Here is a 23,668-nt window from a genome sequence, read left to right on the forward strand (position 1 = left end):
CACCAACCTCCATGCTATTACTGCGCTTATGCTGGAACAACGTTTAGATAACAATCAGTTTGCGATCAGTTGATTATATTTTAAGGAAGAAAAATGCTAGAAGTTCGTAGGGGTTTATCCGTTAGAAGCTATGAAAACACCTTTTTTAGAGAGTTTGCTCAAAATCTATCCATGCTGTTTGAAAGGTATGGCTTAAATGGCGTATTGATTGGTAACTCTATATGCACTCAGTCTGAGAATTTACAGATTGATGGGTTACTCGTTACGAACAACACGGTATGTATCATCGACTTCAAGAATTTTGGTGGTGCAATCACCCTACCTAGCCATCAAGACTTTGCAGATTCAGTGTGGACGAATGAAAGTGGCGATCTAATCAAGGGTGGTAGTCATATAAACCCATATAAGCAACTTACTCAACAAAAGAGAGCAATGATATGGGTTCATCATAACAGCACACTCAAAGAAACCATACAAGAGCATGGCGACCTACTTAACCCTTCACATGCCAAACGAATAGTATGCTTCCAACATCCTATCGAGTTAATTCGGCTCAATCCCTCGAAAAGACGAGTTGGATTTTTTCATAACAGATAAAAATGGCTACCTAGAGGTCATCAAAGACATTCTTGATGTGACCGACGATGAAGTCAATCTCAGTGATAAATCGTTTGAGATATTCAAAGATGTGTTTAAGGCTGATAGCTTTCAACTAAGTGAAGCATACAGTGAAGATGATGTAGAAGTCAGTACCGCGCCTGATATCGAGGTAGGTTTTGAGCTTGAGGTTGCTGAAAAATTTGATAGTAGTGAGTTGTACGACGATCAACAAGCCGCGATACAGCATATTCAACAGTTCCTACAAGCCGAAGATGAAAAGGTTTTTATACTTCAGTCAGCATCGCAAAGCGGTAAATCCCATTTAATTCCTCACATCAAAGACATGGCTTTCAGGCAGGGCTTCGCTCAGGTTGAATTATTAGCCACTTCATATAAGGTGATAAAAAATCTACTACATGATAATGCTGATTTTAGCAGTATTTACGGCTATATCTATGGTGGTAGCAGTCAATTTGAAGCGCAAGATGAAGGTCAGGAATCTACTGGAACAAGTGAGGAAGAGTCTACCAATAACAATTCTGATGCAGATGGGTTTATAGAAATCATCCCTATAAAGGGCTGTGACGATGAAGATAAGACGTTGTATGTGATTGATGAGGCGCATCTGCTTTCCAATTCTTTTGCGCAGTCGCTCGTAAAGCAATTTGGCACAGGCAGAGTGCTTGTTGACTTTCTTAAATTTGTGAATTTAGAGAAAAGTAAGCGTAAAGTTATTTTTATCGGTGATCAGTATCACATGGTTATGGGTAAAAAGATGAAAACGCACTCAACCCACTATTCTACACCTCGCATCTTGGGCTTGATAACGACCCAAATGTCTTCTCACTGAGCCCAAAGCAAGGTAGCGATATAACTACCCAAGCACGCTTGCTGGTTGATGCTATTGACGATAAACGCTTCAACAACCTTGCCTTCGATTATGATGATAATTTTTCAAAGGTTGCCAAATCTGACTTACAGACACTTATTGCCAACAACCTAAACAACGACTTCAAGGTGTTAACCTATACCAATAAATCCTGTAGCGCGATCAATCTATGGATTAAAAAGTCAATACTACGCAATGGCACTGATCTCACAACTAACGACCTTGTTTTAATTAATAATACTGTAGATGCGATATTGCTAGAAGATAGCATTAGCCCGACAAAACGACTGTTTAATGGGGATTTCGCATGGGTTGAAGATATAAGTGAAGTGCACTCATACCTTGTTGAGATAAAAAACAAAGAACCTATCACGTTATTCTTCAAAAATATAACATTGAAACTCTGTGATTCAGGTGAGATATTAGAGACATGCTATTTAGAGAATTACCTTGCCGAAGACTTATCGGAAGATGAAAAGCTGGCTCTTAAGATACTGATTAACCAAAAGCTCGATCTACTGCTTAAGTCATTCCCTTTTGAGGGTTCGCTGACTGAAAACAAGCTCATTGCATCAAGCGAATATCAAGACCAGTTACTTATAATTAATAGGCTTGAGTCTCAATTGAAAACTGGTGATAAAGTAGTAACCAAACTCAAGCAAGCAGAAGCCACTTTAAAGCGTATCGTCAAAAAGCACAGAGATACCATAAGCGCGATTCTATGCGTCTGGTAAGAGGTGATATTACAAGTAACTACTTCACGCTCTCTAACAGCCTTAATTTGCGTTATGGATGGTGTATTACTGTCAATAAAGCCATGTCCTATAGATGGGATAGTATCTTGCTTGATGCTAATGCTGGGAACAGAGGAACGATGAAGGATTCTTACTATCGTTGGTTATACTCAGCGATTACTAGAGCCAATCATAAGGTCAGCATTATCAATCTTGAAATTATCTCACCATTTAACAAGATTGTTATCGAAGACAAGCATGTTGCTAGATCAACACCGCCTGCTTACTTGGTGCTTAATAGCGCAATAGAAAAGAGTTGCCACGCCAGCATGGTTTTGAGCAGAGTGAATTTTCATCAATCCTCGTTCAAATTTACGATCATGTGAATAATATGATTGAGGCAAGTGGCATAAGAATTAAATCCATAAGACATAACAACTACCAAGAAGTGTACGAGCTAACCGACGGCACAAATATTAGTGCGGTCAATTTTTCGTACAAAAAGAACGGTCAGATAAGACTTCAAAAACCTTCAGGCAGCAATGAGAGTCTTAATACTAAACTGGCTAGCCTTCTCGCCAACCCTAAGGGGCTTGACGATTTCAGCTTCTTAGAACCTGATTGGAAAGTTAGCTGCTATGAGTGCATCGGTGAAGCACTAACCGCTAAAGGCTACTCTATTCAGTGGATATCACAAGTAGATTGGAAAGACTTTATTAAGATAGCAAACAGGGATTCTTACTTGCTTGCTGATTTTAATTATAAAAGCACTGGGGTTTTCACAAAAGTTGTTATGACCGAATACTCAGATGATGCGATAAAAACAGCCTTTGTTGGTGCATTAGAATCCCTTATGCCAAAAGGGAGTACTGATAATGGGTAGAACGTATAAGGGCAGATCATCCTATGAAAACAAATATGCTGATAGTGGCACTAATAAGGTCACAGCACTTCGTAAGCAAGGCAACTTGCAACAAGCCCATCAGTTAGCTATGACGCTCTACAGCGCAGATAGGAATGACGAGTGGGTGCAGAGAGCGTTGGCATGGGTATTACACGACATAGTTAAGGCTGAGTTGAGCACCAATCCCAACAATCTAAATAATGCGAATCATTGGTTTAATCAACTGCTAAACATGCGCCTAAACGACCAGTACATCAATGATGGCATTGAGCGACTTAGGGTGCAAATGAGTCCAACACACCACGCTGTTGAGAACGCCAATAACTTAAGTAAGGCACGCCAGCATCAACAGGCATTAAATGAGTTTAGAGGTATAAGTAATCAGTACGGTAAGTTGCCTATGGCCCAAGCTGAAAAGTATGGGTGGGCAATCTACAGATGCCTAAAAGATGATGCTGATCAGATGCCTGTTCTTGCGGTTAAAAGAATGTTGGTCGAGTACAACAGCCTGGATACTGAGAAGCCAAGCATGTTGCATACTCAGATATTGGAGTTTGTGCTGAGATACAGTCGTTCAAATCAAGGTATTGACCTGTATAGGTACTTCTTAAATTGGAATCCTGCTTATCTTCGTCCGGAAGACGTAAGACCAAGTGAGTACCAAGGAAAGGTGACGGCTGCACTCTTAGAACGGCTTAGCAAGGAATTGGTCAACTCGCCTTCTGTCATCGACTTCAACGATCTTGATAGGCGAATAGAGATATCGCACGACATATCTTTGATAGACAGTTACCGTGAAAGTGTTTTTGGTTGGCTATCAATGTTAATAAAGAAAATCGTTTGCATGACTTGTGGAATATCCTAGATGGCTATGTCAATAACTACTCAGACTATGGCTCAGGTAAATGGCATTCAGACATACTTGGGTTAGCAGAAAGAACGATGGTTGAGACTCAAGCATGGCGATTTCCTAGTTTCCTACAGCGATGGGGTGTACAAAACTTTCAAAGAGCAGATTGGGTTGGTGGTGTTTATAATGATCACCCCACTAAATCCTTGGTTGAAAAATCACTCAGTAAATTGGTTGAGTCCATTAAGGACAATAAAGATCCAAACGAGATACGCTGGATGCAGCCATTCTTTGAGAAAGCATCTATTCATTATGATAAAGATATTTGGGCGTTAAGAAACTACGCTATGTTCTTAATCAAAATGGGTGAAACCGATAAAGCAATTGGTTTATATAAAGATATTCTATTAAGCCTTAATGATCAGGCTTATGCTTGGCATGAATTGGCCAAACTGCTGCAAGCCGACGAACCAAAAATTGCGATATCTATGCTTTGTATGGCGATAAGCAAACAACCAAACGAAGATTTCTTAGGTGCTATTAGACTGAACTTAGCGGCATTATTGATTAATCAGCAATTCTTATGTGAGGCAAAAAGGGAGCTAAAAACCTATGAAAACCATCGAAAAACAAAAGATTGGAAAGTGTCACAAGATTTTAATCAGCTGATGGCTAGCGTGTCCGAATCAAAGACTTTGGATTACGACAAAAACTATTATAGAAAAAATACTGAGCTTGCCGAGAGCTACATATATAGAGACATTGCATGGCAAGATTTTCTAGTTTTTCAGGCATGGACGATGACTAAGAACGATAAGCCTGATGAAATGGTTGTTATGAGCAACTTACAAGATGTTGAAATAGTTAGCAAGAAGCGTCAATTTAAAGTATTAAAAAATACTAAAATCAATGATGTGGTTAGGTGTAAGGTTTATTACGATAAAGCAAAATCGCGTTATACAGCAGTATTGATTGAAAAATCAGATACAACTTATGAAGATATTATTGATAATGCAATGGAATCTATCGCGGTTATTGACGGTGTCAATCAGGATAAAAACTATTTCACTACCACTATAGCGAGACTATAAACGGTAATATTCTATTTACTAATTCAGATATAAAACCGAAAGTTGGTAAGTGTATTGCTATCAAGTATTTCATGCATTACAACACTAAATTCAAGAAGAAAATGGCAAAAGTATTAGATGTAACAGATACCGATAAAACCAACGATTCCATTGTAAGAATTCATGTTGGTGAGGTGAGACTTAAGTACAAAGATGGCGGTAGAACATTGAGCTATGATGAAGCTAAAGGCGCAGATATAGATACCCGTAAACCGAATTTTGCTTTTTTAGAGGACTACTATATTCATAGTCGATTATTGAAAGAAGCTAATATTACATGCGACCAAAAGGTTGAGATTATGGTGCTATTAAAAGAAGGCAAATGGAATACTATTGAGATTAAGAAAGCTTAAACAAATCAGTAAAGTGTGTTGAACATTGAGAATAAAATGCTGACAAAAAGGGAGTTTCCTAAAAACTGTGTAACTGCTTATAATCCACTAACAGGAGAATAAGCAATGACTACTCAATCTGACATCAAAAAACTGGCCGAGCAAATGGCTGGTAGCATGAACAGCTTCGATGACATCAAAGACTTTCAGAGGCAGCTCATGCAATCTTTTATCGATACTGCCTTGGAAGCTGAGATGGAAGACCACCTCGGTTACCCCAAGCATGAGAAAGCCGATAAACCTAATAAGCGCAACGGGCACACTAAAAGACCGTCCGCAGTGACACAGGTGATCTTGATATCTCCACCCCAAGAGACCGCGGTGGCAGCTTTGAGCCTGAGCGAGGAAATAGCGAAGCACTGCTTCGCCCGAGCGCAAGACAAGAGCTGTGCTCGCGTAGGTGAGTAAGCATCAAACCCGTATCTCAGGTCTCGATGATAAAATCATATTCCTTTACGCCAAGGGTCAAACCACCACTGAGATCGTAGAGAGCATTAAAGAGCTCTACGATGTCGACATCTCAAGCTCTCTTGTCTCAAGAGTCACCGATAACATATTAGAGGACATCACTGCTTGGCAGAACCGGCCGCTGAGCAGTGTTTATCCTATCGTCTATCTAGACTGCATCGTCGTGAAGATACGTCAAGACAAGCAGATCATCAACAAGGCTATCTATCTGGCGCTAGGTGTTGCTCTTAACGGTAAAAAGAGCTGCTTGGTATGTGGCTCTCAGAGAATGAAGGCGCTAAGTTCTGGCTAGGTGTTCTTACCGAGCTTCAAAACCGTGGCGTACAAGACATCTTAATCGCTTGTGTTGACGGTCTAAAGGGCTTCCCTGATGCCATTAACACCGTCTATCCAAAGGCACAGGTTCAGCTGTGTATCGTACACATGGTACGCTATTCAATGAAGTTTGTGCCGTGGACGGATAAAAAGGCCGTAGCGGCTGATTTAAAGGCCATTTACGGCGCTGATACCCTTGAGATGGCAAAGGCCAATCTTGAGCACTTTGATGAGACTTGGGGCAAAGATTACCCGCACGTGGTCAAGTCTTGGCGCAATAACTGGGAGGGCTTAACGGTGTTCTTTGAGTATCCGAAAGACATCAGAAAAGTGATTTATACCACCAATGCGATAGAGTCGCTAAACAGTGTGATTCGGACGGCAGTGAATAAGCGTAAGGTGTTCCCATCTGATCAGGCAGCATTCAAAGTGGTGTACTTAGCCACCCAGCAGGCGTCTAAAAAGTGGTCGATGCCAATCCGTAACTGGACGTCTGCTCTGAATCGTTTTATGATTATGTTTGATGACCGTATAAGCAGGCATTTAATCTAAATGGCAGTTACACAGAATCTGGGATGGTCTCCGATCTTCGCGAATCTTGCTTCTCATAATGATATTGTCCACATTTCTATAGATTTATAACCAGCGTTGTAGCTTGGCTCATAAAAATAGTTTTTTTAGTATGAGGTGAGAAGCCTAACTCAATCACTAAAACAACCATTTTCACTTAACAGTCGAAAAACCTTATCCATTTCTCCTAAGATTTTATTTGCCATCGTGCTTTCATTTATCATTAACCATGCCTCACTCGAACCTTTCCAGTCCTGCGGATCAAAGTAGTAGTAAGCAGGCCATTGAGCAGAAGAGCTCACTTTTTTATCAGTCAGCATCGTATTCAGTACCGTTTTCATAGTTTCTGTATGTGGACACGCTTTCGCGGCTTCTACAGAAGTGAACTGAATTCCTAGAATTGGACTATCAAACCCTGCATTATCAAACTCGAAGCAAACCCATGCATTGTCATAGCCAGGAATTATGAATCTAATCTGTTCGTATCTTCTGCCCTCGCCGATATAACTAATATCTAATTCGTAATCAGTTTTTTATATTTTGCTAACAAATCTATTTTTAACTTAGCTATCAGCTCTTTGAACCGCCCCGGGATTGTCGGAGACTCAACATTCTGAGAGAATACGACAATGAAAAAACAAACCTACACTCCTGAGATTAAAGAACGCGCCGTTCGCATGCTGATAGAAGCGTTGGGCGACTATCCCTCCACATGGTCAGCGATTCAAGCCATTGCCCCTAAGATTGGCTGTACGCCTGAAACCCTGCGGTCGTGGCATAAAAAGCACATAGATCAAACTATTCCTGCATCGGTGCAAGCGCAAAGTGATAAAGAGCGCATCAAGGAGCTTGAACGCGAATGCAGAGAGCTCAAGCAAGCCAATGAGATCATACGTAAGGCTGCCGCTTTTTCGCCCAGGCGGAGCTCGACCGCTGACTAAAATCATGATTCAATTCATCGACGATCATAAGAATAATTATGGGGTCGAGCTGATCTGTAGAGTATTACCGATTGCCCCATCAACCTATCACCGTGCTAAAGACTTGGAGAGCTACCCTGAAAAACGCTCATTGCGCAGTCAACATGACGACTTTTACATCAGCGAGATTAAACGTATCTGGCAGGACAGCAAATGCCGTTACGGTGCGCGTAAAGTATGGCAGCAGATGAAAGCTGACGGGTTAAAGGTTGCTCGTTGTACCATAGAGCGTTTAATGAGACAGCATGGCCTACAAGGTGTCTGGCGCGGTAAGGGTAAAATAACAACTCACAGCCGTGATGATCAAAAGCGTGCTGATGACTTGGTTAATCGTAACTTTAGCGCTCATCGCCCTAACCAGCTTTGGGTGGCAGACTTTACTTATATCAAGACGATAAGCGGCTGGGTGTATACCGCTTTTATGATTGATGTGTTTGCTCGCGCTATTGTGGGCTGGAAAGTATCTAATCGTATGAACACAGATATGGTGATGGCGGCGTTAAATCAAGCAATAGCAGATAGAAACTATCCCAAAGATGTGATTCATCACAGTGATCGAGGGGTTCAGTATTTATCCATTCGCTATACTGATAAAATGGCTACATGCGGTGTTATAGCTTCTGTCGGTACGACAGGCGATTCATACGATAATGCATTAGCTGAAACGGTCAACGGGCTTTATAAGTCTGAGGTGATTCATTATTTAAAACAGAACTGGACTGGTGTGAACGATGTTGAACTAGCAACCCTTGAATGGGTGGATTGGTTTAATAGAACACGATTGCATAGTACGATTGGATATGTGTCACCCTTTGAGTTTGAAAAGCGGTATTATGATAATTTAACCCTGTCAGGCATCGCTGCCTGACTCAAGTAAATCACTCTCCGATAAAGTCGGGGCGGTTCACTTTCTTCATTCGATCTACAGTGTTAGATACTTTGATACTGGCATCAATAGTAGCCGTATTTTTTTAATAATTTCTAAAATTGCATTGTCTTCGTTCATATCTTCTATCCCCATAAACTGTTTCTGAACAAACTTAGTTAGCTGTGCTATAAACTCACTGACACTATGATTCTGGCATTCTACTTGACACGCTTTGAGCCAACCAATCAAGTCACTAAATCTAAGATGGCTATATTGATTGCGGGTTATCCAATCTTCTAAAGTTTTAGTATCAACGCTATATTCACTTGGTACGTCATTATTCTCGTTTAAGTAAACAAGATGCCAATGCTTATGTTTTCTTTTTCAAGCTCAATAGCATAATCTTTCATTTGGTCAAGCTGATCTGCTGCATAAGGTTTATTTTCGATACAAATACCGTAGCTGTCATCACCTACCTGACATCTTAAGTAAATATCCATACGCCGCTGGGTGTTACTTTTACCCGTTATTTCTTCAAGAAAAACTTCTGTTTTCTCAAGATTATTAAGGAAAATCTGCCAGTTATCGTCTCCATATATAACAGGCAGACAATACTCAACGAATAACCTTAAAAAGCTTTCTTGCTGAGCGTGACTTCCTTGAGGGTCAAGCAGAGCTGCCAAAATACGACTAAGCCCTAATTCATCGGTATTGATATAATCAAAAGCACTGAAGTCCGGAGACAGTTGACGGCTATAGAGTGCTTGTGCCGTCTCTAATGCATTAATCTTTTGGCTCACATCATTGATTAAACTTTGCACGGTACTCATACTCATATTTCCTTTTAAAACCTCGTTCGGTTATATTCAGCGTTATTGCTGGTCATTGATTTGCTTTAGCATATTGATAGTGTTTATATCGTAACTGCCTTCAAAATACTGATCCAAAAGCTCGCTAAAAACACATTTTCTATTAGGGGATACTAAGGCAAATAACGTTAGCGAAGATTGCAGTTTCAAGTGATCCGGTGAACCAAAAATATCTAAAGCACTTTTATCAGGATGCAACAGCAATAATTCAGCGCACTCTATTAACCGTGCTCCAAGCACCTCGTGCTGCAAATACGTTTTTGATTGCTCCAGACTCTCTATTGCAAAGCGTCGAGACATTTTACTGTGCCCTAACCCTTTCACCTGTGGAAAGATAAACCACATCCAATGCGTGCGCTTACGACCTTGAGTTAGCTCTTCAATCACTTGTGAATAGATAGCATCTTGAGCTTGGATAAAATTATCAAATAAATCTTTATCTATCGTTGTCATTTTCTGCACTCCTTGTACTCTAGATAATAAGCGTTTACCTACCTAACATACTCACAACGTAAGTAAAACTATATATAGTCGATAATAAGCTAACTGGCCACGTATATCGCTCCCATCCAGCTATAGTCAAGTTTGTCAATCATCCTATTACCGTAAAACACTTCTGAATCATCAGAAATCCGACTTTCAACAGCAGTTGTGACGCTAAAAAACTCATCAAGAGATAGCTTATGATCGCTTTCAATATCAAGCATCATATACTGGATACTAAGACCTTCAGGAATTTGATTGAGCAGATGATTAACGGCACGCCTTATTTGTTCTGAGTCTGGCTTACCGATTACCCTAGCTTGTATAAACTTAGCAGTCTTTTCAGACCCGCAGGATCTTTTGATATCATTAACATCTATACCAACCTTATCCCGATCAGATAGTACCGATTCAAATACGCTTATCACCTGCTCGACTTCATCCGCTTTGCAAATAATGATCCCGTCTATTACTTCGGATCTATCAATTTGCTTATTGGTGGTTTGTAGCGCAAACAATGTGCAACCGACTTGTTGTTGTAGATTTAGCAATGACTGTTCATCCCAACCATCTTCGATAACGATAAACCCAACCTCAGACAAGAGGTAGCTATTTGATTGTGGCGTATATAAAGTAGCTAAAGGTATGGGCTCTATCTGAAGCGCATCATTACATTCTTTTTTAATGTCATTTTTTAGAGTCTGTTTGTCTTTAAAAATACTATCTACTGTCATACTCGGTTCCTTTTTAAAGTGAAATCATTAATTACGGTTATAAAGCTGCATCTCACTTTCTAGGCGCTCAAGAATAACTGCCTTTAGCTCCAATGGTTCAATCACGACGGACAATTGCGACATACTCACCATCCAATCTTGCAGACGAGTCGTATTAGCAACTGTAGCGCTGACTTGACGCCAAGTGTCATCGATAATCGTAATCTTCTGATCTATCGATAATGGACGCTCATAAAGATGCTGACAGGCATATTTCTGTACTTTTAAAACCAAGTTGATTTCAATATTTTTACCAAACTCTAGCTTGCCCAGCTTCTGTAAGCTATCTAATGTAAAAATGTCACGCCCTACCCAGTCAGGTATTAGCTTATCTATGACTACTGCCTCCGTAATACGGTTGACCGCAAAGTTGCGATGCTCCTCTAGCAATACGTCATCATTGATATGATCATCAGTAGGATTAAAGCCTGTGAGATAGACCATATTGTCAATAAAGATCAGTCCTTTGGGATACACCATTCTTTGAACTGGTTTTTCTTCCCATTTATTTTGATAGCTTATGCGTAATTGACGATTCTGTAGCAGAGCCTGATGAATACTTTCAAGCACATCACTATCAAGCGTTGGTGCTTGCACGATACTAGGTAAGGTGATGAGATGATCTTGCCATTGCCCTAGCGGACTTTGATGAAATTTATCTTTGTCCTGTCGACGTAATTGAGTGAGCTTGTCTGCGATTTCTTGTTTAAAAGATACTGGTAAGTAGTTTGCGGTATATTTATCCAGCATCTCCCAAAAGAACACAGTTTGCTCGTTAATGACATCGATGCTAAAGCTGGGGTCAATATAAAATCGCGCTGTTTGTCCGCTGATTTTTCTCCCCATCTAGGTACTCGAACCAGAGCATCACTATAAAAAATATCGTTAAAGATTTGGTTTAGTGCAATCAGGTCGTTCTCTAAATTCTTACGCTCATTCGTATGATTATCAGGGTTATTACCATAGGTGTTCATCAACTCCGTCAGTGACACAGCATCCGCTTCACTCCGAGGAAGGCTTTGATATAAAGCAAACAGACGTGTTGACTTTGTATAGCTGGCGATAGGATGTGCAGGCATAGTAGCTTCTCTGTTAGACTGATGAAGTAATCAATTTATTATTAAAATACAGGCTCAATCAAAACGAACCAAAATTGCAGTGCCATTGTCATAAGCATTGCCATCGGAGTCATAAACTTGATTCTTAAGATTGATTAGCCAAGCTTGTAAATCGGTTTCAGCATTGACAAGTTGCCAATGACGACTCGGCACCAAGTCATGAATACCATCCGTACAAACCAAGAGACAGTCGCCACTATTAATATCAATCTTGCAAGAGCTGTCTTTTGGTGCTTCACTGCTTAGATAACTGTCATCAGCCGTTAATGCAAAGCATTCAGTAATACTATATAGACTCCCCGCCATTTCTTCTCGGTTATAGTCAGCGAACTTCGCTTGGCGACCTTGCTCTTGCGCTTTCTGGTCAATGAGCTCATTCAATAGATTATGATCGCGTGTCAGACACTGCCATTGTGTCTCGCCTTTAGGCAGACAATAAACACGACTATCACCTACATGCGTTATCGTTGCCTTTATTGTTCCATCACTATTTAACTCACAGGCAACCATTGCGAGGGTTGCCGCGGCACCATGACGCTTAGATGAATGCTTAGTTTGATTAATCAGCTGATAAATATCTTCTGAAGTAATACTCTTCTGATTAACCCACAACCGTCTGATTGCTTTTACCACCGCTTTTGAGCAGTGCTGCGAGTGATTAGAGCTTGCCACGCCATCAGACACTGCTAGGCAAAATGGTAATGCAACTGGTGTCACTGCCATCACACCTAGATCTTCTTGATACCAATTATCTAAAAAGAAAAAAGCGTCTTGCTGCAGGTTATTACTGGTATTTCCTAGAAAGGTAATTGCACAGGCCTGTGCAATAGAAGGAGTTTCTTTTAAAGGACAATGGTCAAGAGGAGCAGGAGCAGGAGCAGGAGCAGGAGCAGTCATGATGGTAAGCCTATATGTTTGTCATAGAGGCTAGTATATCTGACTACCTATAAAATAATTTTCTAAGTTACATTTGCTGAGGTTTTCGTTCAAATAAACTTCATTTTTATATTGAACTAATGTTTGTATATATAATATATTGTTGCTAATATGTAACCATTTTATTTCATCGGACATATGTTATGTATCAGAACAAATTTTTTCTTTTGAGTGCTAGCTTAGTAGCCATGGCAAATTTATCAGGCTGTGCAGAAGTAAGCACATTAACAAAGGATTTTAGTACATCTGTTGGTCAAGGCGTCTCTACCATAGTTAGAGATATTAACACCAGTATAAACACATCTACTTCAGTACAGTCTCAAAATCAGAATGCTGCTTCGATTCCTCCGACAGATATCGTTTTTTTAATGGGTTGGATGGAAGATGGTTGTCAAGGTAGCATCGCACCATATAACAAAATTTCAGATCGTTATTATGCTTTTAAAGACACCGTGATTGATATGGATAACTCACGTGCCCAGCCTTATTCACAATGGTCACCAGAATATCGTGATCAGATTCAAAATGTTATAAAAAGTACAGATGGATCCTATGTAACTTTCTCACTGCCATTGAAGAATGCCTATTATAGAAAACAACCCTTAAAAGCTATAGAAATTGGCTACCGTGAGGAAACTGAAGGCGCTCATGCAAAATTAGTCTTTACTCAATCTGCGAACGTTACCGCAGTTGTCTCAAACTTTAAAACTCGCAAAGTCGAAGGTATGGGAGGTATGGGAGGTATGTACAATAGTGGCGCCACCTATAACGCTGAAGAAAGAAGTTTAAATTGCGAACTTTAGGTCAGTATTCGTTGAAACATACAACAAGTAATTCTAATTTCTGACGTATATTCATTAAAAATTTGTTTATTAAAACATATGATCCTACGTCGTTATTGTGTTTTGAATAAACAATATTAGAAAGTAAAAAGGACCACTAGGATGTTACGAAAAAAAGTGATTGCCTTAACGGTTATAACAAGTCTCTTATTTATTGGTTGTAGTAAAAGCGAGTCTGTTCCAAGTACTAGAAATGCTAACGACGATATCAGTATCAAATCAACCAACGTAGAAGCTGCGTCAAATATAGAGCAAAATATAGAAGTAGCATCAGGAACGGAAGATACATCAACCACAGATTCTGTTTCTAAACTGGTTCAATACGTAGTCCCCAATGGTGAGTACTCAGAACAATGCGGGTTCAAAAACAACGAAGGTAAAATCGTTGTAAAAGCAGAATATGATTTCTGCGGTACGTTCCATGAGGGCATGGCCTATCTACTCAAAAAGAATCTAAAGTCTGACTCTGACGGAGGCTATTACCTTGGATACACTAATAGCTCAGGTGAGCTTGTGATTCCAGTGAGTATCGAAGCAGATTATGGCTGGATGTTAGATGCTAGAAACTTTAGTGAAGGCTTGGTCGCTATTTTAAATAAAGACCAATGGGGATATATGGATAAAGAAGGTAAAGCTGTAATCCCCTTTGACTTTGAGAGCGCTAGTGACTTTGCTAATGGCATTGCCACAGTATCGAAAGATTATAAATATGGTGCGATTGATCGTTCTGGTAAAGCGATACTTGAGTTTAAGTACAGTCATCTTAGTGATTTTCAAGAAGGCCTAGCATCCTTTAGTCCAATTAATTCAGATAAGCAAGGCTTCATTAATACAAAAGGTAAAGAAGTCATTGCCCCAACCTGGGATCAAACAATGCATTTCGCTGAAGGACGAGCTGCTGTTGCTAAAGGCGACTACGAAAACGCCAAGTGGGGGTTTGTTGATACCTTAGGCAAAGTCATCATTGAACCTAAATATGATGGCGTCTTTATTGATCCAGGTGGAGATTCTCCCGATGTCATCGGTGGCTACTTTGAGAATGGCACTATAGATGTTTATCAAGAGGGCGAAAATGGACAAGTAACGGCTATTACTATTGATAAGAATGGCAAAGAGCTGAAACGTAAAGACTATGCGAGCACCTTAGATGTACTAGAGTCAATGTATAACTAGACTACAAGAAAACCTCTAAAGTATTTAGTTGTTTAGAACTCTGTTCTCATTCAATAGGAATAGCCATCTAAACCTTTTCTGATTTAAGTCCTTATTTGCTAAGGCTTTATCAGAAACTACCGTTCGTCGGATCGATATTTAGACGCTAAATTAGTCGATATAATTTCAAATACAGATCGAGTCCAATAAAAACTTTAATTTAATGATGAGGAATTTAATTCATGATTTTATCCCCTACCCGTTTGCTACCTCTAGCCACTGTTCTAACCTTTGCTACGTGTATTCTTCCCGCTCAGGCTTACGTAGATAACTGTAAACCACCTAAGACAAATTATGCTGAAATTGCTTGTACCGCAGATAGCAAATACTTTGTCGGGTACAACTCTGATTACAGTGTTAGAACCTTATTAGATGAGCAAGGCAAGGCACTAGTAAGCTCAAAAGGCTATGACGATGTAGACTACTACGGTATCAGCAATGGCGTCTTTGCAGTAATGAAAAATAACAAAGTCGGCTATATGAATACCCGAGGTAAGCTTGTGGTACCAACCATCTACGATACTATGCGAGACCCTAATGATAAATACGATGAGTCATGGTCTGAACCCGTATCTGACGGTCGTATATTAGTCTCTAAAAACGGCAAACTGGGTCTTATCGATACATCAAACAAAATTGTCATGCCCTTCACGAATAAATATCCTTCTATAGAGTCATTTAGTGAAGGTATGGCTCCAGTAATGTCAAAATCTTATAAATGGGGCTTTATTGATAAAAGTGGTAAGGAAGTTATTAGGCCTCAGTATGACGGTATAAATGGTAATTTTGGCGGCGTCTATGGTTTTTCTCAAGGCTTAGTTGGCATGAAAAAAGGTAAGAAATGGGGCTATATTACTAAAATTGGTAAAGTCGCTGTACCTTTCGTATACGATGAAATACGTCCGTTTAGTGAAGGTCTCGCCGGGGTATTAAAAGATGGTAAATGGGGGTTTATTAATGGTGCAAATAAAACTGTGATTCCTTTTAAATACTCTGATAGTAATGTCGAACGATATAGTTCTAACTTTATGGGGGCCACGTATTTTATTTTTAATGAGGGTACAGCCCAAGTTGCGACCATCAATCAGAAACAAATATGCATCAATAAATCAGATAAAAAGATAGCCTGTCAATAGATTGAGTCTGCTTTAGCAGCTCAAACCACTTCTCTCAATCTATGTATTTAGTATCACTATTTAATATCTTTTTAATTTTAAGGAACTTTTCATGCAGGCCAATCATATTTTATCTATATTCGCAATAAGTAGCTTAATGGCTATATCGGGATGTTCTGAAACCACTTCAGTAGAGGAAACGACAGATGTCACTACTCCTGAAGAAACAGCACCTACAGAAATAGTCGTCACTGATTCAACGGCTATTGCTGAACCTGTAGTAGAGACTGAAGAAGTAGAAACTGTCGAATCTATTGACGAAAACCCTCCTAGATTTTCTAACGTTACTGACTATTTAGCATTGAAGTCTAATGCAGACTGGAGTTGGGAATCGCTAGCAGATACTCCTGACATTAAAGAGTGGTATAGCAAAACGCCTACCAAGAACGAATACTCACCCGAGGATCCTAGTTACTCTATTAGAGGAGGTCTTGACGATTATGGTGGCATGGTAGTTTATGGTACCAAAAGCAGCCAGAGATAATAACTATTGGTTCAGGTCAAGCGGTTATGGAAGATGAGACTGGGAGTGCTGTATATAAACTCGGAGACATATTTAGAGCCAGCGAGCTTACCCGAGTGAAATCGAACTGTGATACGGGCGAAAACGAGCTATTCTCACAACAATTTTATAAATGGCAAAAGCCAGGGTATCAACCGCTTTATCTCTACTCAATCATAGATCATGCAAATGCAGGTACCTCAAGTAATGTTGGTATTGCCAAAAGTTTGGATAAGTTCTTTGAATCTGATTATAGTAGCGCCCTTATGGACTTGAGAGCTTTAGATGCTGACTATAACGATATTACTTGCACCTTTGATCTTTAATATCTTTTTAATTTTAAACTTAACGGAATGAACTATGAAATCGAAAAATACGTTATCTGTGTTGGTTATTAGCAGTTTTATAGCCTTATCTGGCTGTGCCGAAAGTAAAACGATAGGTAGTACCGTAGGAAAAGGGGCTTTGAGTCTTGTTGATAGTTTTGCTACAGGTGTACAAAAAGGTATCGATGAATCTTTCTTAGGTAACAACAGTAAAGCAGCAAACTCTACTAACAAAGTCAAAACTGCTACCACCATTGCCACAAAAACATCAAATACTATTACAAGTAAGGATATGGTTTATTTATTCGGCGGGATGGAAGATGCTTGCTCAGGTGAAAACCCAGCTTACAACGGTGTAAGGAAAAACTTGTCTGCATTTACCGAGAGTTTTCAAGGTAAAAAAGGGTATGACAATTTCGTCAAACCTAGATCTGAATGGTTACCAGAATATCGTGACATGATTAAAGAGATTAAATATAGAGATTTTTACGATAATGAATTGGCTGGCGATTTCGGTGAGTACAAAGTGATATTTGAGGACGGTGTGAAATATCGTGGTCAACCTTTAGAGCAGTATATTTACAAATATAGAAGAGAGTCACACGGCGGCGTTGAAAGCCTTAAATTTTCTTCTAGCGCCAATGTGATGACCATCTGGCCAAATTTCAAAACCCGTACTGTAGATAACTGGGGGGACATGATAGATATGGGTGCAATCTATACACCACAAACAAGAACTATTGCCTGCGAATTTGAATAACTGTAATTTGAAAAAACTGTTTCTATTAAGGATAGTATAATGAAAAAAATTTTAGCAAGCCAAGGTGTAAGCAGTGTTGTATTCCTAAGTTTATTCCTTGCAGCTTGTGGCGGAGGCGGTGATTCTGATAAAAATACGACAACGCCACCGCCAGTAGTAGAAACTCCAACTGACCCAGCGCCGACCAATCCAACACCCATTGATCCCTTACCTACGGATCCAGTTGACCCAAAACCTACTGACTCAATTGATCCAGTTGAGACTGATTATACGCAGGTGACTATTAGCTCTTTAGGCAACCAAGAGCAGTTGGGTGCTAGTTTATTAGCCTCTAATATGATTAGCCTTAACCGTCAATCATGTGGTCTTGGAGGTGTTTCGCATGATGAAGAGTTGGCAGCCATCTCTCGCAAACACGCAATGTACTTACAATACTTGTATTCAAATGGCAAGGTGAATTACAGCCCACATTATGAGTACAAGTTGGTAGGTCTTGAGTCAATATCAGGTGACGCTAACCCTTACTTTACAGGCGGTACACTTACTGAGCGCATCAAAACCGCTGGTTACACAGCGCCAGGTCTTGTAATCGCTGAAAATATCACTCAAAAAGAGTCGTTTAACTCCAATGGCATGGTTAACACGCCAAATCGAGAAGCTAAAGACTTTATCAAGGCTTTGTTTGCTGCACCTTATCACTTGCAATCGCTTGTTAACCCGAGCTTTGATAAGACAGGCACAAGTGTTATCACTTATACGCCATTTGGCAAAAGCGAAACTTTATCTAATGGATTTATATTAGTCAATAGTTCATCTGGAACAACAGCCAATACAAACTACCCTAAAAGTGGGTTAATAATTTATCCTTGTGAGGGTGTTATAGACACCTCTACAGCGTTATGGACTGAATCCCCAAGTCCAGTAGCAGGTACAGGTCGTAACTTGCGTACAGACCCTATTGGGCAACCAGTTTATATATTCGCTCCAGAAGCAGACAAAATCAAAGTTAGTAATATTGAGTTTTATGACAACGTTCGCAAGACTGATGTGCCTGTTGATTTGATTGACGATGAAAATGATCCTCAAAAAGGCACGGTATACGATCTTCCAGAGAACAAAGCGTTCATTTTACCAATTACCGATAGTCTGAATAGTTGTGGCGTTACCTCTTCAAAAACAAACTGTGGTCTTTATGCTAATACCAAGTACACAGTAAGCTTTGACTTATTGGTCAATGACAAGACTTTGCAAAGGAAGTCATTCAGCTTCACAACAGGCGATACAAATTACTAAGACTTAACCGCCCCGAATTGTCGGCGGCTCAACTTTCTGAGAGTCTCCGACAATCCCGGGGCGGTTCACCTTGTTTTATAATCCTTATGATATACCAGCTCATTCTTTAATATGCTCCAGAAGCTTTCTATGGGTGCGTTATCAAAGCAATTACCTTTGCCACTCATTGAGCCTATAAACTGGTGCTGTTTAATGATTTTATGATACGCATGGCTACAGTATTGACTACCTCTGTCTGAGTGCACAATTAACCCTTTATTAGGTCGTTTGTTTTTGATTGCCATATTTAGTGCTTTGCAAACTAAGTCAGCAGTCATGCGTTTGTTGATAGCGTAACCGACCAACTCTTTGGTATATAAATCTTTCACTCCTGCTAAGTACAGCCAGCCCTCATTTGTCCAGATATAAGTAATATCGCTCACCCAAGACTCATTAGGGCAACTGGCATCAAACTGCTGATCCAGCACATTCGGATAAACTAGCTTGTTGTGATTAGAGTCGGTGGTCACTTTAAAGCGCTTATGACGACGACATTTAATGCCGTGTTGCTCTTTGATGCTTCTTACCATATACAAGCTAATGTTATGGCCTTGCTCGCTTAGATGAGCATGCAGTCGATCTACGCCATAACATTCTTTCGTTTCACTGTGAGCCGCTTTAACCAGTAATTCAGACTGGTTGCGGTGTATCTGTTGGTCACTGATGTCACGACTAATCCAGTCGTAATAGCTTGAGGGCTTAACCCTTAACACACGGCACATAGTGGTTATGCTAAATATCTTCTGGTTATCCTTGATAAAGGCGTACTTCACTAACTGTCACTGCGGGCATAGCCCTACGTCTTGCGTCACTAAAACAGTCTACTAGACTGTTTCTTAACGTTCCTCATTGGCAAAGTACGCCGTCGCCTTTTTAAGATCTCGCGCTCCTCTTCAGCCACTTTAAGCTGCCGCTTGAGCTGCTTTATTTCTTGAAGAGCACTCATAAGATCAGGATCATATTGATCTGTGCCGACAAGCTTGCCTTGATTGGCTTTGTTCTGCCAGTTGGATAGCGTTTGCATGGCGATGCCAAGTTGCTTTGCGGTCGCTGAAATATTGCCATTGTTATCCGCTATCTTCTTGACGGCTTCAGCTTTAAATTCGTTACTGTAAGTTCTTAATTTCTTGGTCATGGTAAACTCCTATAATTGTGCTTAGTTTACCAAGTTTAGTTGTACGGTTTCTTCAGCATAGCTCAGTTCCTTGTTTCTGCATTTGATGGTCAAATAGTCGACCGATTAATGGCAATGGTACCGTCAATCGACCCTCAGACACCCAAGTCACATGTGTGGTACCATCGCCCAAGTCTTTTAAATCAATGATACCTTTATCATGCTGCATTTTGATGGGCTTAGATTTTTCGATTTGGTATTGCATATGAGTAGGACGCTCAAACGCTGTAATCCGCTCCCAGAACTTAACAGGTCCCGATTGAATGCTACGTAAAGCCCCGACGCCATTGCGCTCCTCGTCACCTTCATTCACCAACTTAGCCACTCCCACCGCTTTAAATGAGCCATAACTGGCATGATCACTCAGTGCTTCAAATACCTCATCAATCGGTTTTTTGACAATGCGCTCTACTTTTATTTTAAACATAATATTATCTCATTAAGACTAAAGTTATTTAGCTTACTGCTATTTTTGAAATAAATATAGCCGTCACATTGTGAAAAATTATTACCGCGAAGAGCCTCTACCTTTCGAAGGACGCCTGCCATTGGTAGTAGGTTTGCCATTGCCTCCAGACTTACCATTACCCCCTGACGGCTTACCACGACCAGTAGGACGTCCATCCCTACCTTTAGAACCTGCTGGTTTTCTAGCATCATCCTTGGCATATTTGTTACGCCCCTTTGCTGCCCCTGCCGATTTTGTAGATGGTTTTGACTTTGACGAAGCATCCGTACGAGGTTTCTTTCGTGGCGCATTGCGAGATTTCTTGTTTGAGTGATTGTCTTGCGAAGAGGAATCTTCTACAGATTTAAGTAACACAGACAGCTCTTTTGGGGTTAAGTCTCGCCAGTCACCAACAGGAAGACCCTTAAGACTTACATTCATAATCCGCGTACGTTCAAGCTTGACGACTTCGTAGCCAAAGTGCTCACACATACGGCGAATTTGACGGTTTAGACCTTGAACGAGCGTGATATTAAACACATTAGGAGCCACTTTAGTCACTGGGCATTTTTGGTCATCTTGCCAAGCATCGGCACACCGCCCGCCAAACCTTCTATAACGCTATCCGTTAACGGCTTATTTACTGTAACTAAATACTCTTTTTCATGGTTATTACCAGCACGTAGTACCTTATTGACCAAATCACCGTTATTAGTCAAAAAGATCAAACCTTGAGAATCTTTGTCCAAACGGCCAATCGGAAAAATACGCAAACTATGTCGCACAAAATCGACAATATTATTTTTCTCAGAGCTTTCCGTGGTGCTCACAATGCCCACTGGCTTATTCAACGCAATAAAAATAAAATCATCAGGCTCTCGCGGCTCAATAAGCTGCCCGTTGACTTTTACCGCATCACCAGCAACCACCTGATCACCGACCGACGCACGTTTGCCATTGATGTATACATTACCTTGTTCAATAAAGCGGTCAGCGTCTCGCCTAGAGCAAATCCCACTTTCGCTGATGTATTTATTTAAACGAGTCGAGGAAGCGTTGAACATAAAGCACCGTTTTACCTGATAAGAAGCATTTTTTGCTAAGAAAAAGCCTAAATTGAATGGATCAACAATAACGAAATAGCTTACATTATATAGGAAACTGAGTAGTTCTTTTAGGTTGAATTGATGTGTATATCAACTGACAGTTATAGAGTACTAGCTCATTCTCCAAAACCTTCAATATTTGAAACTAGTCTTTTATCAAGACTTAAACAGCCCTTTAAATCGAATTACTTTTGAGATTTTGTTCGGTTGGATTTAGTAGTATTATCAGTTATTTATATGGGCTGAAAAGTAGAAAACATGTATAAAATTTTTATAAAAAACCGTCTATCCTATCACTGATAAACGGCTTTTTTGTTCATAAAGGACAGTGTTAAGTTAAAATCTTATCTACCTGTTCAATTTAGTTTGCTCACTCTCATTTGTATTCGATAAATAATATGAAACTAATAAGTCGCTAGCTCAATACCGATACCAACACCGACATTGGTTGATTCTATATCTGGAGTCTACTGCCCATAGTCTCGTGCTAACTTTGGTCAGCGGTTGCAACTGATGCTCCCATGCAACATCGACAGCGGTGAGCTTATCCATTGTTGGATAGGCTTGGTTAATCGCTTCATCGGCTTGGTTTACCTTCGCATGCTGCAGCTTGGCATGGATAAAGTTACGCTCATCAAGCCATAAGCGTCCACCCACTGCCACACTTTCAGCATCACCACCAAGCGCATAGCCTAACGGATAGCCTTGCTGATAATAACCATCGGTATAGTTAATATGGTCATAGGAGATGCCTCTGACCTCACCGCTGGTACGCGTATCGGTATATTCAGCATAAAGCTGATAGGGTTTGCCGTAAGCAGATGAAGCATAGTCAGCACCGGCTAGATACATATTTTTGGCAGGTAGGCCGCCCGCTTCGTCTTCACCAATATACTGACCGTAGACGCTAGCCGGAACATCAATCAGTGAGGCGAGCTTGAGTTTGGCATCAAAGCCGCCCAATTGGTTGGCTGGATCGCCATCATCACGACCACCATTATCTTTGGTACCTAATATGGCATCACCAAAGGAGCTTAAACTTTCAGGTCGACCCTCGCCGCCCCACATAAAACTACGTGAAGCGCCGACTTCTAACCAAGGCAATGGGCTAGCGGTTAGACGCGCACCAAATAGCTTAGCGTCAGGAACCGCATCATAATCATCCAATTGCCCAGCAAATAGCTGATATTGCCAAGGTCCGACCCAGTTTAGATACTTATAATCAGGCGCAGTTTGCTGATCACGCTGCATAGTAAAGCCAGTCACCGGGATGCTAGCATCACCGCGAATCAGGCTACCGTCATGCCCAGGACCCCACCAAGTCGGAATCTTACCAGCGATCAACCACTGATTGGCCGCCATACCAGCAAGATAAGAGCCCTCAAAGCTAACGTCTGAACTGTCATCGATAAGTTTGTCATTTTTAAATTAGCTTGTAAATTAAATTCCCACTCCGCTTCGCTAAGCGACACGTCAATGCTTGCTTGTTGACCAGCAAGTTGATTATCAGCAAATTTTTGTGGTAGCTGATCTCTGTCGGTTTGTACATACAGGGCTGCCGAGCCTTTTACCACTGAGTCGCGGTTTTGATTCAATCGTGTTTGTACCAATTGCAGGATCTGCTGCTGCGCTGGCGTTTGAGCATTAGCCTTATTTAAAGCGCGTTTGATCTCATTGGCCGTCAGCGGCCAAGTACTGGTGCTAATCTGCGCGACTCCTTGAGTATTCAGCCAGTCAAGATCTGCTTTAAGCTTGAGATCGTTCATATATAGGTTTTGTGCAGATGCCAACATCGATACTGATGATAAGACACTCAAACTTAGGACCAGACTTAGCTTTTTATACATGATAGATTACTTCCAAATAACTGAGATTATATTGTTTTTCATTTAACTGCGTCGCCACTACCTTT

25 protein-coding genes, 3 pseudogenes and 1 other annotated feature are annotated in these 23,668 nt (G+C 40.5%); of the genes and pseudogenes, 17 read left to right on the top strand and 11 right to left on the bottom strand.

The annotated features are described in order from the left end of the window. The first annotated feature begins 93 nt into the window (after positions 1 to 93). From ACOBWA_RS09100 to ACOBWA_RS09140, 9 genes and pseudogenes are all read left to right on the top strand, one after another. Entirely contained in the window at positions 94 to 597 is a 504-nt protein-coding gene (locus ACOBWA_RS09100) for a nuclease-related domain-containing protein (RefSeq protein ID WP_420229140.1), read from the top strand. After that, a complete protein-coding gene (locus ACOBWA_RS09105) occupies positions 575 to 1,450 on the top strand; it encodes a hypothetical protein (RefSeq protein WP_420229141.1) in 876 nt (291 codons plus the stop codon). The genes ACOBWA_RS09100 and ACOBWA_RS09105 overlap by 23 nt, the downstream gene beginning before the upstream one ends. A gap of 38 nt (positions 1,451 to 1,488) precedes the next feature. Continuing rightward, positions 1,489 to 2,223, top strand: coding sequence for a hypothetical protein (locus ACOBWA_RS09110; protein ID WP_420229142.1), 735 nt, complete (start codon positions 1,489 to 1,491; stop codon positions 2,221 to 2,223). Further along, positions 2,211 to 2,609: a hypothetical protein gene (locus ACOBWA_RS09115; protein ID WP_420229143.1), complete on the top strand. Its 399-nt coding sequence runs from the start codon at positions 2,211 to 2,213 to the stop codon at positions 2,607 to 2,609. The genes ACOBWA_RS09110 and ACOBWA_RS09115 overlap by 13 nt, the downstream gene beginning before the upstream one ends. A gap of 5 nt (positions 2,610 to 2,614) precedes the next feature. Continuing rightward, positions 2,615 to 3,106, top strand: coding sequence for a hypothetical protein (locus ACOBWA_RS09120; protein ID WP_420229144.1), 492 nt, complete (start codon positions 2,615 to 2,617; stop codon positions 3,104 to 3,106). Further along, the gene (locus ACOBWA_RS09125; RefSeq protein ID WP_420229145.1) at positions 3,099 to 3,992 is read left to right on the top strand and encodes a hypothetical protein; all 894 of its coding nucleotides are present in this window, start codon (positions 3,099 to 3,101) and stop codon (positions 3,990 to 3,992) included. The genes ACOBWA_RS09120 and ACOBWA_RS09125 overlap by 8 nt, the downstream gene beginning before the upstream one ends. A 77-nt stretch (positions 3,993 to 4,069) precedes the next feature. Then, the gene (locus tag ACOBWA_RS09130; RefSeq protein ID WP_420229146.1) at positions 4,070 to 5,068 is read left to right on the top strand and encodes a tetratricopeptide repeat protein; all 999 of its coding nucleotides are present in this window, start codon (positions 4,070 to 4,072) and stop codon (positions 5,066 to 5,068) included. Between the two features lie 101 nt (positions 5,069 to 5,169). Further along, the gene (locus ACOBWA_RS09135; protein ID WP_420229147.1) at positions 5,170 to 5,460 is read left to right on the top strand and encodes a hypothetical protein; all 291 of its coding nucleotides are present in this window, start codon (positions 5,170 to 5,172) and stop codon (positions 5,458 to 5,460) included. Between the two features lie 105 nt (positions 5,461 to 5,565). Then, a pseudogene (locus ACOBWA_RS09140) lies at positions 5,566 to 6,834 on the top strand (IS256 family transposase). A gap of 149 nt (positions 6,835 to 6,983) precedes the next feature. On the opposite strand, the gene ACOBWA_RS09145 reads toward ACOBWA_RS09140, so the two are convergent. After that, positions 6,984 to 7,172 carry a hypothetical protein gene (locus ACOBWA_RS09145; RefSeq protein WP_420229148.1) on the bottom strand — a complete coding sequence of 63 codons (189 nt, stop codon included), beginning with the start codon at positions 7,170 to 7,172 and terminating at the stop codon, positions 6,984 to 6,986. Positions 7,173 to 7,481: 309 nt separating this feature from the next. On the opposite strand from ACOBWA_RS09145, the gene ACOBWA_RS09150 reads away from it, so the two are divergent. Continuing rightward, a protein-coding gene (locus ACOBWA_RS09150) for an IS3 family transposase (protein WP_420229149.1) occupies positions 7,482 to 8,700 on the top strand; the annotation gives its coding sequence in 2 pieces (ribosomal slippage) (positions 7,482 to 7,762 and positions 7,761 to 8,700; 1,221 coding nt in all). Next, positions 7,757 to 7,872: a sequence feature (AL1L pseudoknot), on the top strand. (Overlaps the previous gene by 116 nt.) Before the next feature lie 347 nt (positions 8,701 to 9,047). On the opposite strand, the gene ACOBWA_RS09155 is transcribed toward ACOBWA_RS09150, so the two are convergent. The 5 genes from ACOBWA_RS09155 to ACOBWA_RS09175 all read right to left on the bottom strand — a co-directional run bounded on the left by ACOBWA_RS09155 (position 9,048) and on the right by ACOBWA_RS09175 (position 12,840). Beyond that, on the bottom strand, positions 9,048 to 9,530 hold the full coding sequence (locus tag ACOBWA_RS09155) for a PD-(D/E)XK nuclease family protein (protein ID WP_420229150.1): 483 nt from the start codon (positions 9,528 to 9,530) through the stop codon (positions 9,048 to 9,050). A gap of 42 nt (positions 9,531 to 9,572) precedes the next feature. Next, complete coding sequence (locus tag ACOBWA_RS09160) at positions 9,573 to 10,022, bottom strand: DUF1810 domain-containing protein (RefSeq protein WP_420229151.1); 450 nt, start codon at positions 10,020 to 10,022, stop codon at positions 9,573 to 9,575. 89 nt (positions 10,023 to 10,111) lie between these two features. After that, the gene (locus ACOBWA_RS09165) at positions 10,112 to 10,786 is read right to left on the bottom strand and encodes a hypothetical protein (RefSeq protein ID WP_420229152.1); all 675 of its coding nucleotides are present in this window, start codon (positions 10,784 to 10,786) and stop codon (positions 10,112 to 10,114) included. Positions 10,787 to 10,813: 27 nt separating this feature from the next. Continuing rightward, positions 10,814 to 11,671 (bottom strand): helix-turn-helix transcriptional regulator, encoded by an 858-nt coding sequence (locus ACOBWA_RS09170; RefSeq protein ID WP_420229153.1) that lies wholly within the window; start codon positions 11,669 to 11,671, stop codon positions 10,814 to 10,816. Positions 11,672 to 11,958: 287 nt separating this feature from the next. Beyond that, positions 11,959 to 12,840 carry a PP2C family protein-serine/threonine phosphatase gene (locus ACOBWA_RS09175; protein WP_420229154.1) on the bottom strand — a complete coding sequence of 294 codons (882 nt, stop codon included), beginning with the start codon at positions 12,838 to 12,840 and terminating at the stop codon, positions 11,959 to 11,961. A gap of 182 nt (positions 12,841 to 13,022) precedes the next feature. Here ACOBWA_RS09175 and ACOBWA_RS09180 point away from each other — a divergent pair, with 182 nt between their 5' ends. The 7 genes from ACOBWA_RS09180 (at position 13,023) to ACOBWA_RS09210 (ending at position 18,989) form a co-directional block, all read left to right on the top strand. Continuing rightward, on the top strand, positions 13,023 to 13,682 hold the full coding sequence (locus ACOBWA_RS09180; RefSeq protein WP_420229155.1) for a hypothetical protein: 660 nt from the start codon (positions 13,023 to 13,025) through the stop codon (positions 13,680 to 13,682). A 141-nt stretch (positions 13,683 to 13,823) separates the two neighbouring features. Further along, complete coding sequence (locus ACOBWA_RS09185) at positions 13,824 to 14,894, top strand: WG repeat-containing protein (RefSeq protein WP_420229156.1); 1,071 nt, start codon at positions 13,824 to 13,826, stop codon at positions 14,892 to 14,894. A 221-nt stretch (positions 14,895 to 15,115) separates the two neighbouring features. Further along, positions 15,116 to 16,069 (top strand): WG repeat-containing protein, encoded by a 954-nt coding sequence (locus ACOBWA_RS09190; RefSeq protein ID WP_420229157.1) that lies wholly within the window; start codon positions 15,116 to 15,118, stop codon positions 16,067 to 16,069. A 136-nt stretch (positions 16,070 to 16,205) separates the two neighbouring features. Beyond that, positions 16,206 to 16,592, top strand: coding sequence for a hypothetical protein (locus tag ACOBWA_RS09195; RefSeq protein ID WP_420229158.1), 387 nt, complete (start codon positions 16,206 to 16,208; stop codon positions 16,590 to 16,592). Between the two features lie 26 nt (positions 16,593 to 16,618). Next, positions 16,619 to 16,936 carry a hypothetical protein gene (locus ACOBWA_RS09200; RefSeq protein ID WP_420229159.1) on the top strand — a complete coding sequence of 106 codons (318 nt, stop codon included), beginning with the start codon at positions 16,619 to 16,621 and terminating at the stop codon, positions 16,934 to 16,936. 34 nt (positions 16,937 to 16,970) lie between these two features. Further along, entirely contained in the window at positions 16,971 to 17,696 is a 726-nt protein-coding gene (locus ACOBWA_RS09205) for a hypothetical protein (RefSeq protein ID WP_420229160.1), read from the top strand. 39 nt (positions 17,697 to 17,735) lie between these two features. After that, positions 17,736 to 18,989 (top strand): CAP domain-containing protein, encoded by a 1,254-nt coding sequence (locus ACOBWA_RS09210; RefSeq protein ID WP_420229161.1) that lies wholly within the window; start codon positions 17,736 to 17,738, stop codon positions 18,987 to 18,989. 68 nt (positions 18,990 to 19,057) lie between these two features. Here the strand turns inward: ACOBWA_RS09210 and ACOBWA_RS09215 are convergent. The 5 genes and pseudogenes from ACOBWA_RS09215 to ACOBWA_RS09235 form a co-directional block, all read right to left on the bottom strand. Continuing rightward, positions 19,058 to 20,163, bottom strand: a pseudogene (locus ACOBWA_RS09215) (IS3 family transposase); the annotation flags it as partial. A gap of 52 nt (positions 20,164 to 20,215) precedes the next feature. Beyond that, positions 20,216 to 20,629, bottom strand: a complete 414-nt coding sequence (locus ACOBWA_RS09220; protein ID WP_420229162.1) for an SRPBCC family protein — start codon at positions 20,627 to 20,629, stop codon at positions 20,216 to 20,218. 81 nt (positions 20,630 to 20,710) lie between these two features. Further along, positions 20,711 to 21,190, bottom strand: coding sequence for a hypothetical protein (locus tag ACOBWA_RS09225; protein ID WP_420229163.1), 480 nt, complete (start codon positions 21,188 to 21,190; stop codon positions 20,711 to 20,713). Positions 21,191 to 21,207: 17 nt separating this feature from the next. After that, positions 21,208 to 21,714, bottom strand: coding sequence for a 23S rRNA pseudouridine(2604) synthase RluF (rluF, locus tag ACOBWA_RS09230; RefSeq protein WP_420229164.1), 507 nt, complete (start codon positions 21,712 to 21,714; stop codon positions 21,208 to 21,210). Between the two features lie 446 nt (positions 21,715 to 22,160). Continuing rightward, positions 22,161 to 23,603 (bottom strand): annotated as a pseudogene (locus ACOBWA_RS09235) (capsule assembly Wzi family protein). Positions 23,604 to 23,668 lie beyond the last annotated feature (65 nt).

Source organism: Psychrobacter sp. ER1 (assembly GCF_048631835.1).
Classification (GTDB): Bacteria; Pseudomonadota; Gammaproteobacteria; order Pseudomonadales; family Moraxellaceae; genus Psychrobacter.

Bases quoted from the DNA above. Each gene is read 5' to 3' on its own strand.
- ACOBWA_RS09100 (WP_420229140.1), top strand. From the start codon at position 94: ATGCTAGAAGTTCGTAGGGGTTTATCCGTTAGAAGCTATGAAAACACC.
- ACOBWA_RS09115 (WP_420229143.1), top strand. From the start codon at position 2,211: ATGCGTCTGGTAAGAGGTGATATTACAAGTAACTACTTCACGCTCTCT.
- ACOBWA_RS09120 (WP_420229144.1), top strand. From the start codon at position 2,615: ATGATTGAGGCAAGTGGCATAAGAATTAAATCCATAAGACATAACAAC.
- ACOBWA_RS09125 (WP_420229145.1), top strand. From the start codon at position 3,099: ATGGGTAGAACGTATAAGGGCAGATCATCCTATGAAAACAAATATGCT.
- ACOBWA_RS09130 (WP_420229146.1), top strand. From the start codon at position 4,070: ATGGTTGAGACTCAAGCATGGCGATTTCCTAGTTTCCTACAGCGATGG.
- ACOBWA_RS09135 (WP_420229147.1), top strand. From the start codon at position 5,170: ATGGCAAAAGTATTAGATGTAACAGATACCGATAAAACCAACGATTCC.
- ACOBWA_RS09145 (WP_420229148.1), bottom strand. From the start codon at position 7,172: ATGCTGACTGATAAAAAAGTGAGCTCTTCTGCTCAATGGCCTGCTTAC.
- ACOBWA_RS09155 (WP_420229150.1), bottom strand. From the start codon at position 9,530: ATGAGTACCGTGCAAAGTTTAATCAATGATGTGAGCCAAAAGATTAAT.
- ACOBWA_RS09160 (WP_420229151.1), bottom strand. From the start codon at position 10,022: ATGACAACGATAGATAAAGATTTATTTGATAATTTTATCCAAGCTCAA.
- ACOBWA_RS09165 (WP_420229152.1), bottom strand. From the start codon at position 10,786: ATGACAGTAGATAGTATTTTTAAAGACAAACAGACTCTAAAAAATGAC.
- ACOBWA_RS09170 (WP_420229153.1), bottom strand. From the start codon at position 11,671: ATGGGGAGAAAAATCAGCGGACAAACAGCGCGATTTTATATTGACCCC.
- ACOBWA_RS09175 (WP_420229154.1), bottom strand. From the start codon at position 12,840: ATGACTGCTCCTGCTCCTGCTCCTGCTCCTGCTCCTCTTGACCATTGT.
- ACOBWA_RS09180 (WP_420229155.1), top strand. From the start codon at position 13,023: ATGTATCAGAACAAATTTTTTCTTTTGAGTGCTAGCTTAGTAGCCATG.
- ACOBWA_RS09185 (WP_420229156.1), top strand. From the start codon at position 13,824: ATGTTACGAAAAAAAGTGATTGCCTTAACGGTTATAACAAGTCTCTTA.
- ACOBWA_RS09190 (WP_420229157.1), top strand. From the start codon at position 15,116: ATGATTTTATCCCCTACCCGTTTGCTACCTCTAGCCACTGTTCTAACC.
- ACOBWA_RS09195 (WP_420229158.1), top strand. From the start codon at position 16,206: ATGGCTATATCGGGATGTTCTGAAACCACTTCAGTAGAGGAAACGACA.
- ACOBWA_RS09200 (WP_420229159.1), top strand. From the start codon at position 16,619: ATGGAAGATGAGACTGGGAGTGCTGTATATAAACTCGGAGACATATTT.
- ACOBWA_RS09205 (WP_420229160.1), top strand. From the start codon at position 16,971: ATGAAATCGAAAAATACGTTATCTGTGTTGGTTATTAGCAGTTTTATA.
- ACOBWA_RS09210 (WP_420229161.1), top strand. From the start codon at position 17,736: ATGAAAAAAATTTTAGCAAGCCAAGGTGTAAGCAGTGTTGTATTCCTA.
- ACOBWA_RS09220 (WP_420229162.1), bottom strand. From the start codon at position 20,629: ATGTTTAAAATAAAAGTAGAGCGCATTGTCAAAAAACCGATTGATGAG.
- rluF (WP_420229164.1), bottom strand. From the start codon at position 21,714: ATGTTCAACGCTTCCTCGACTCGTTTAAATAAATACATCAGCGAAAGT.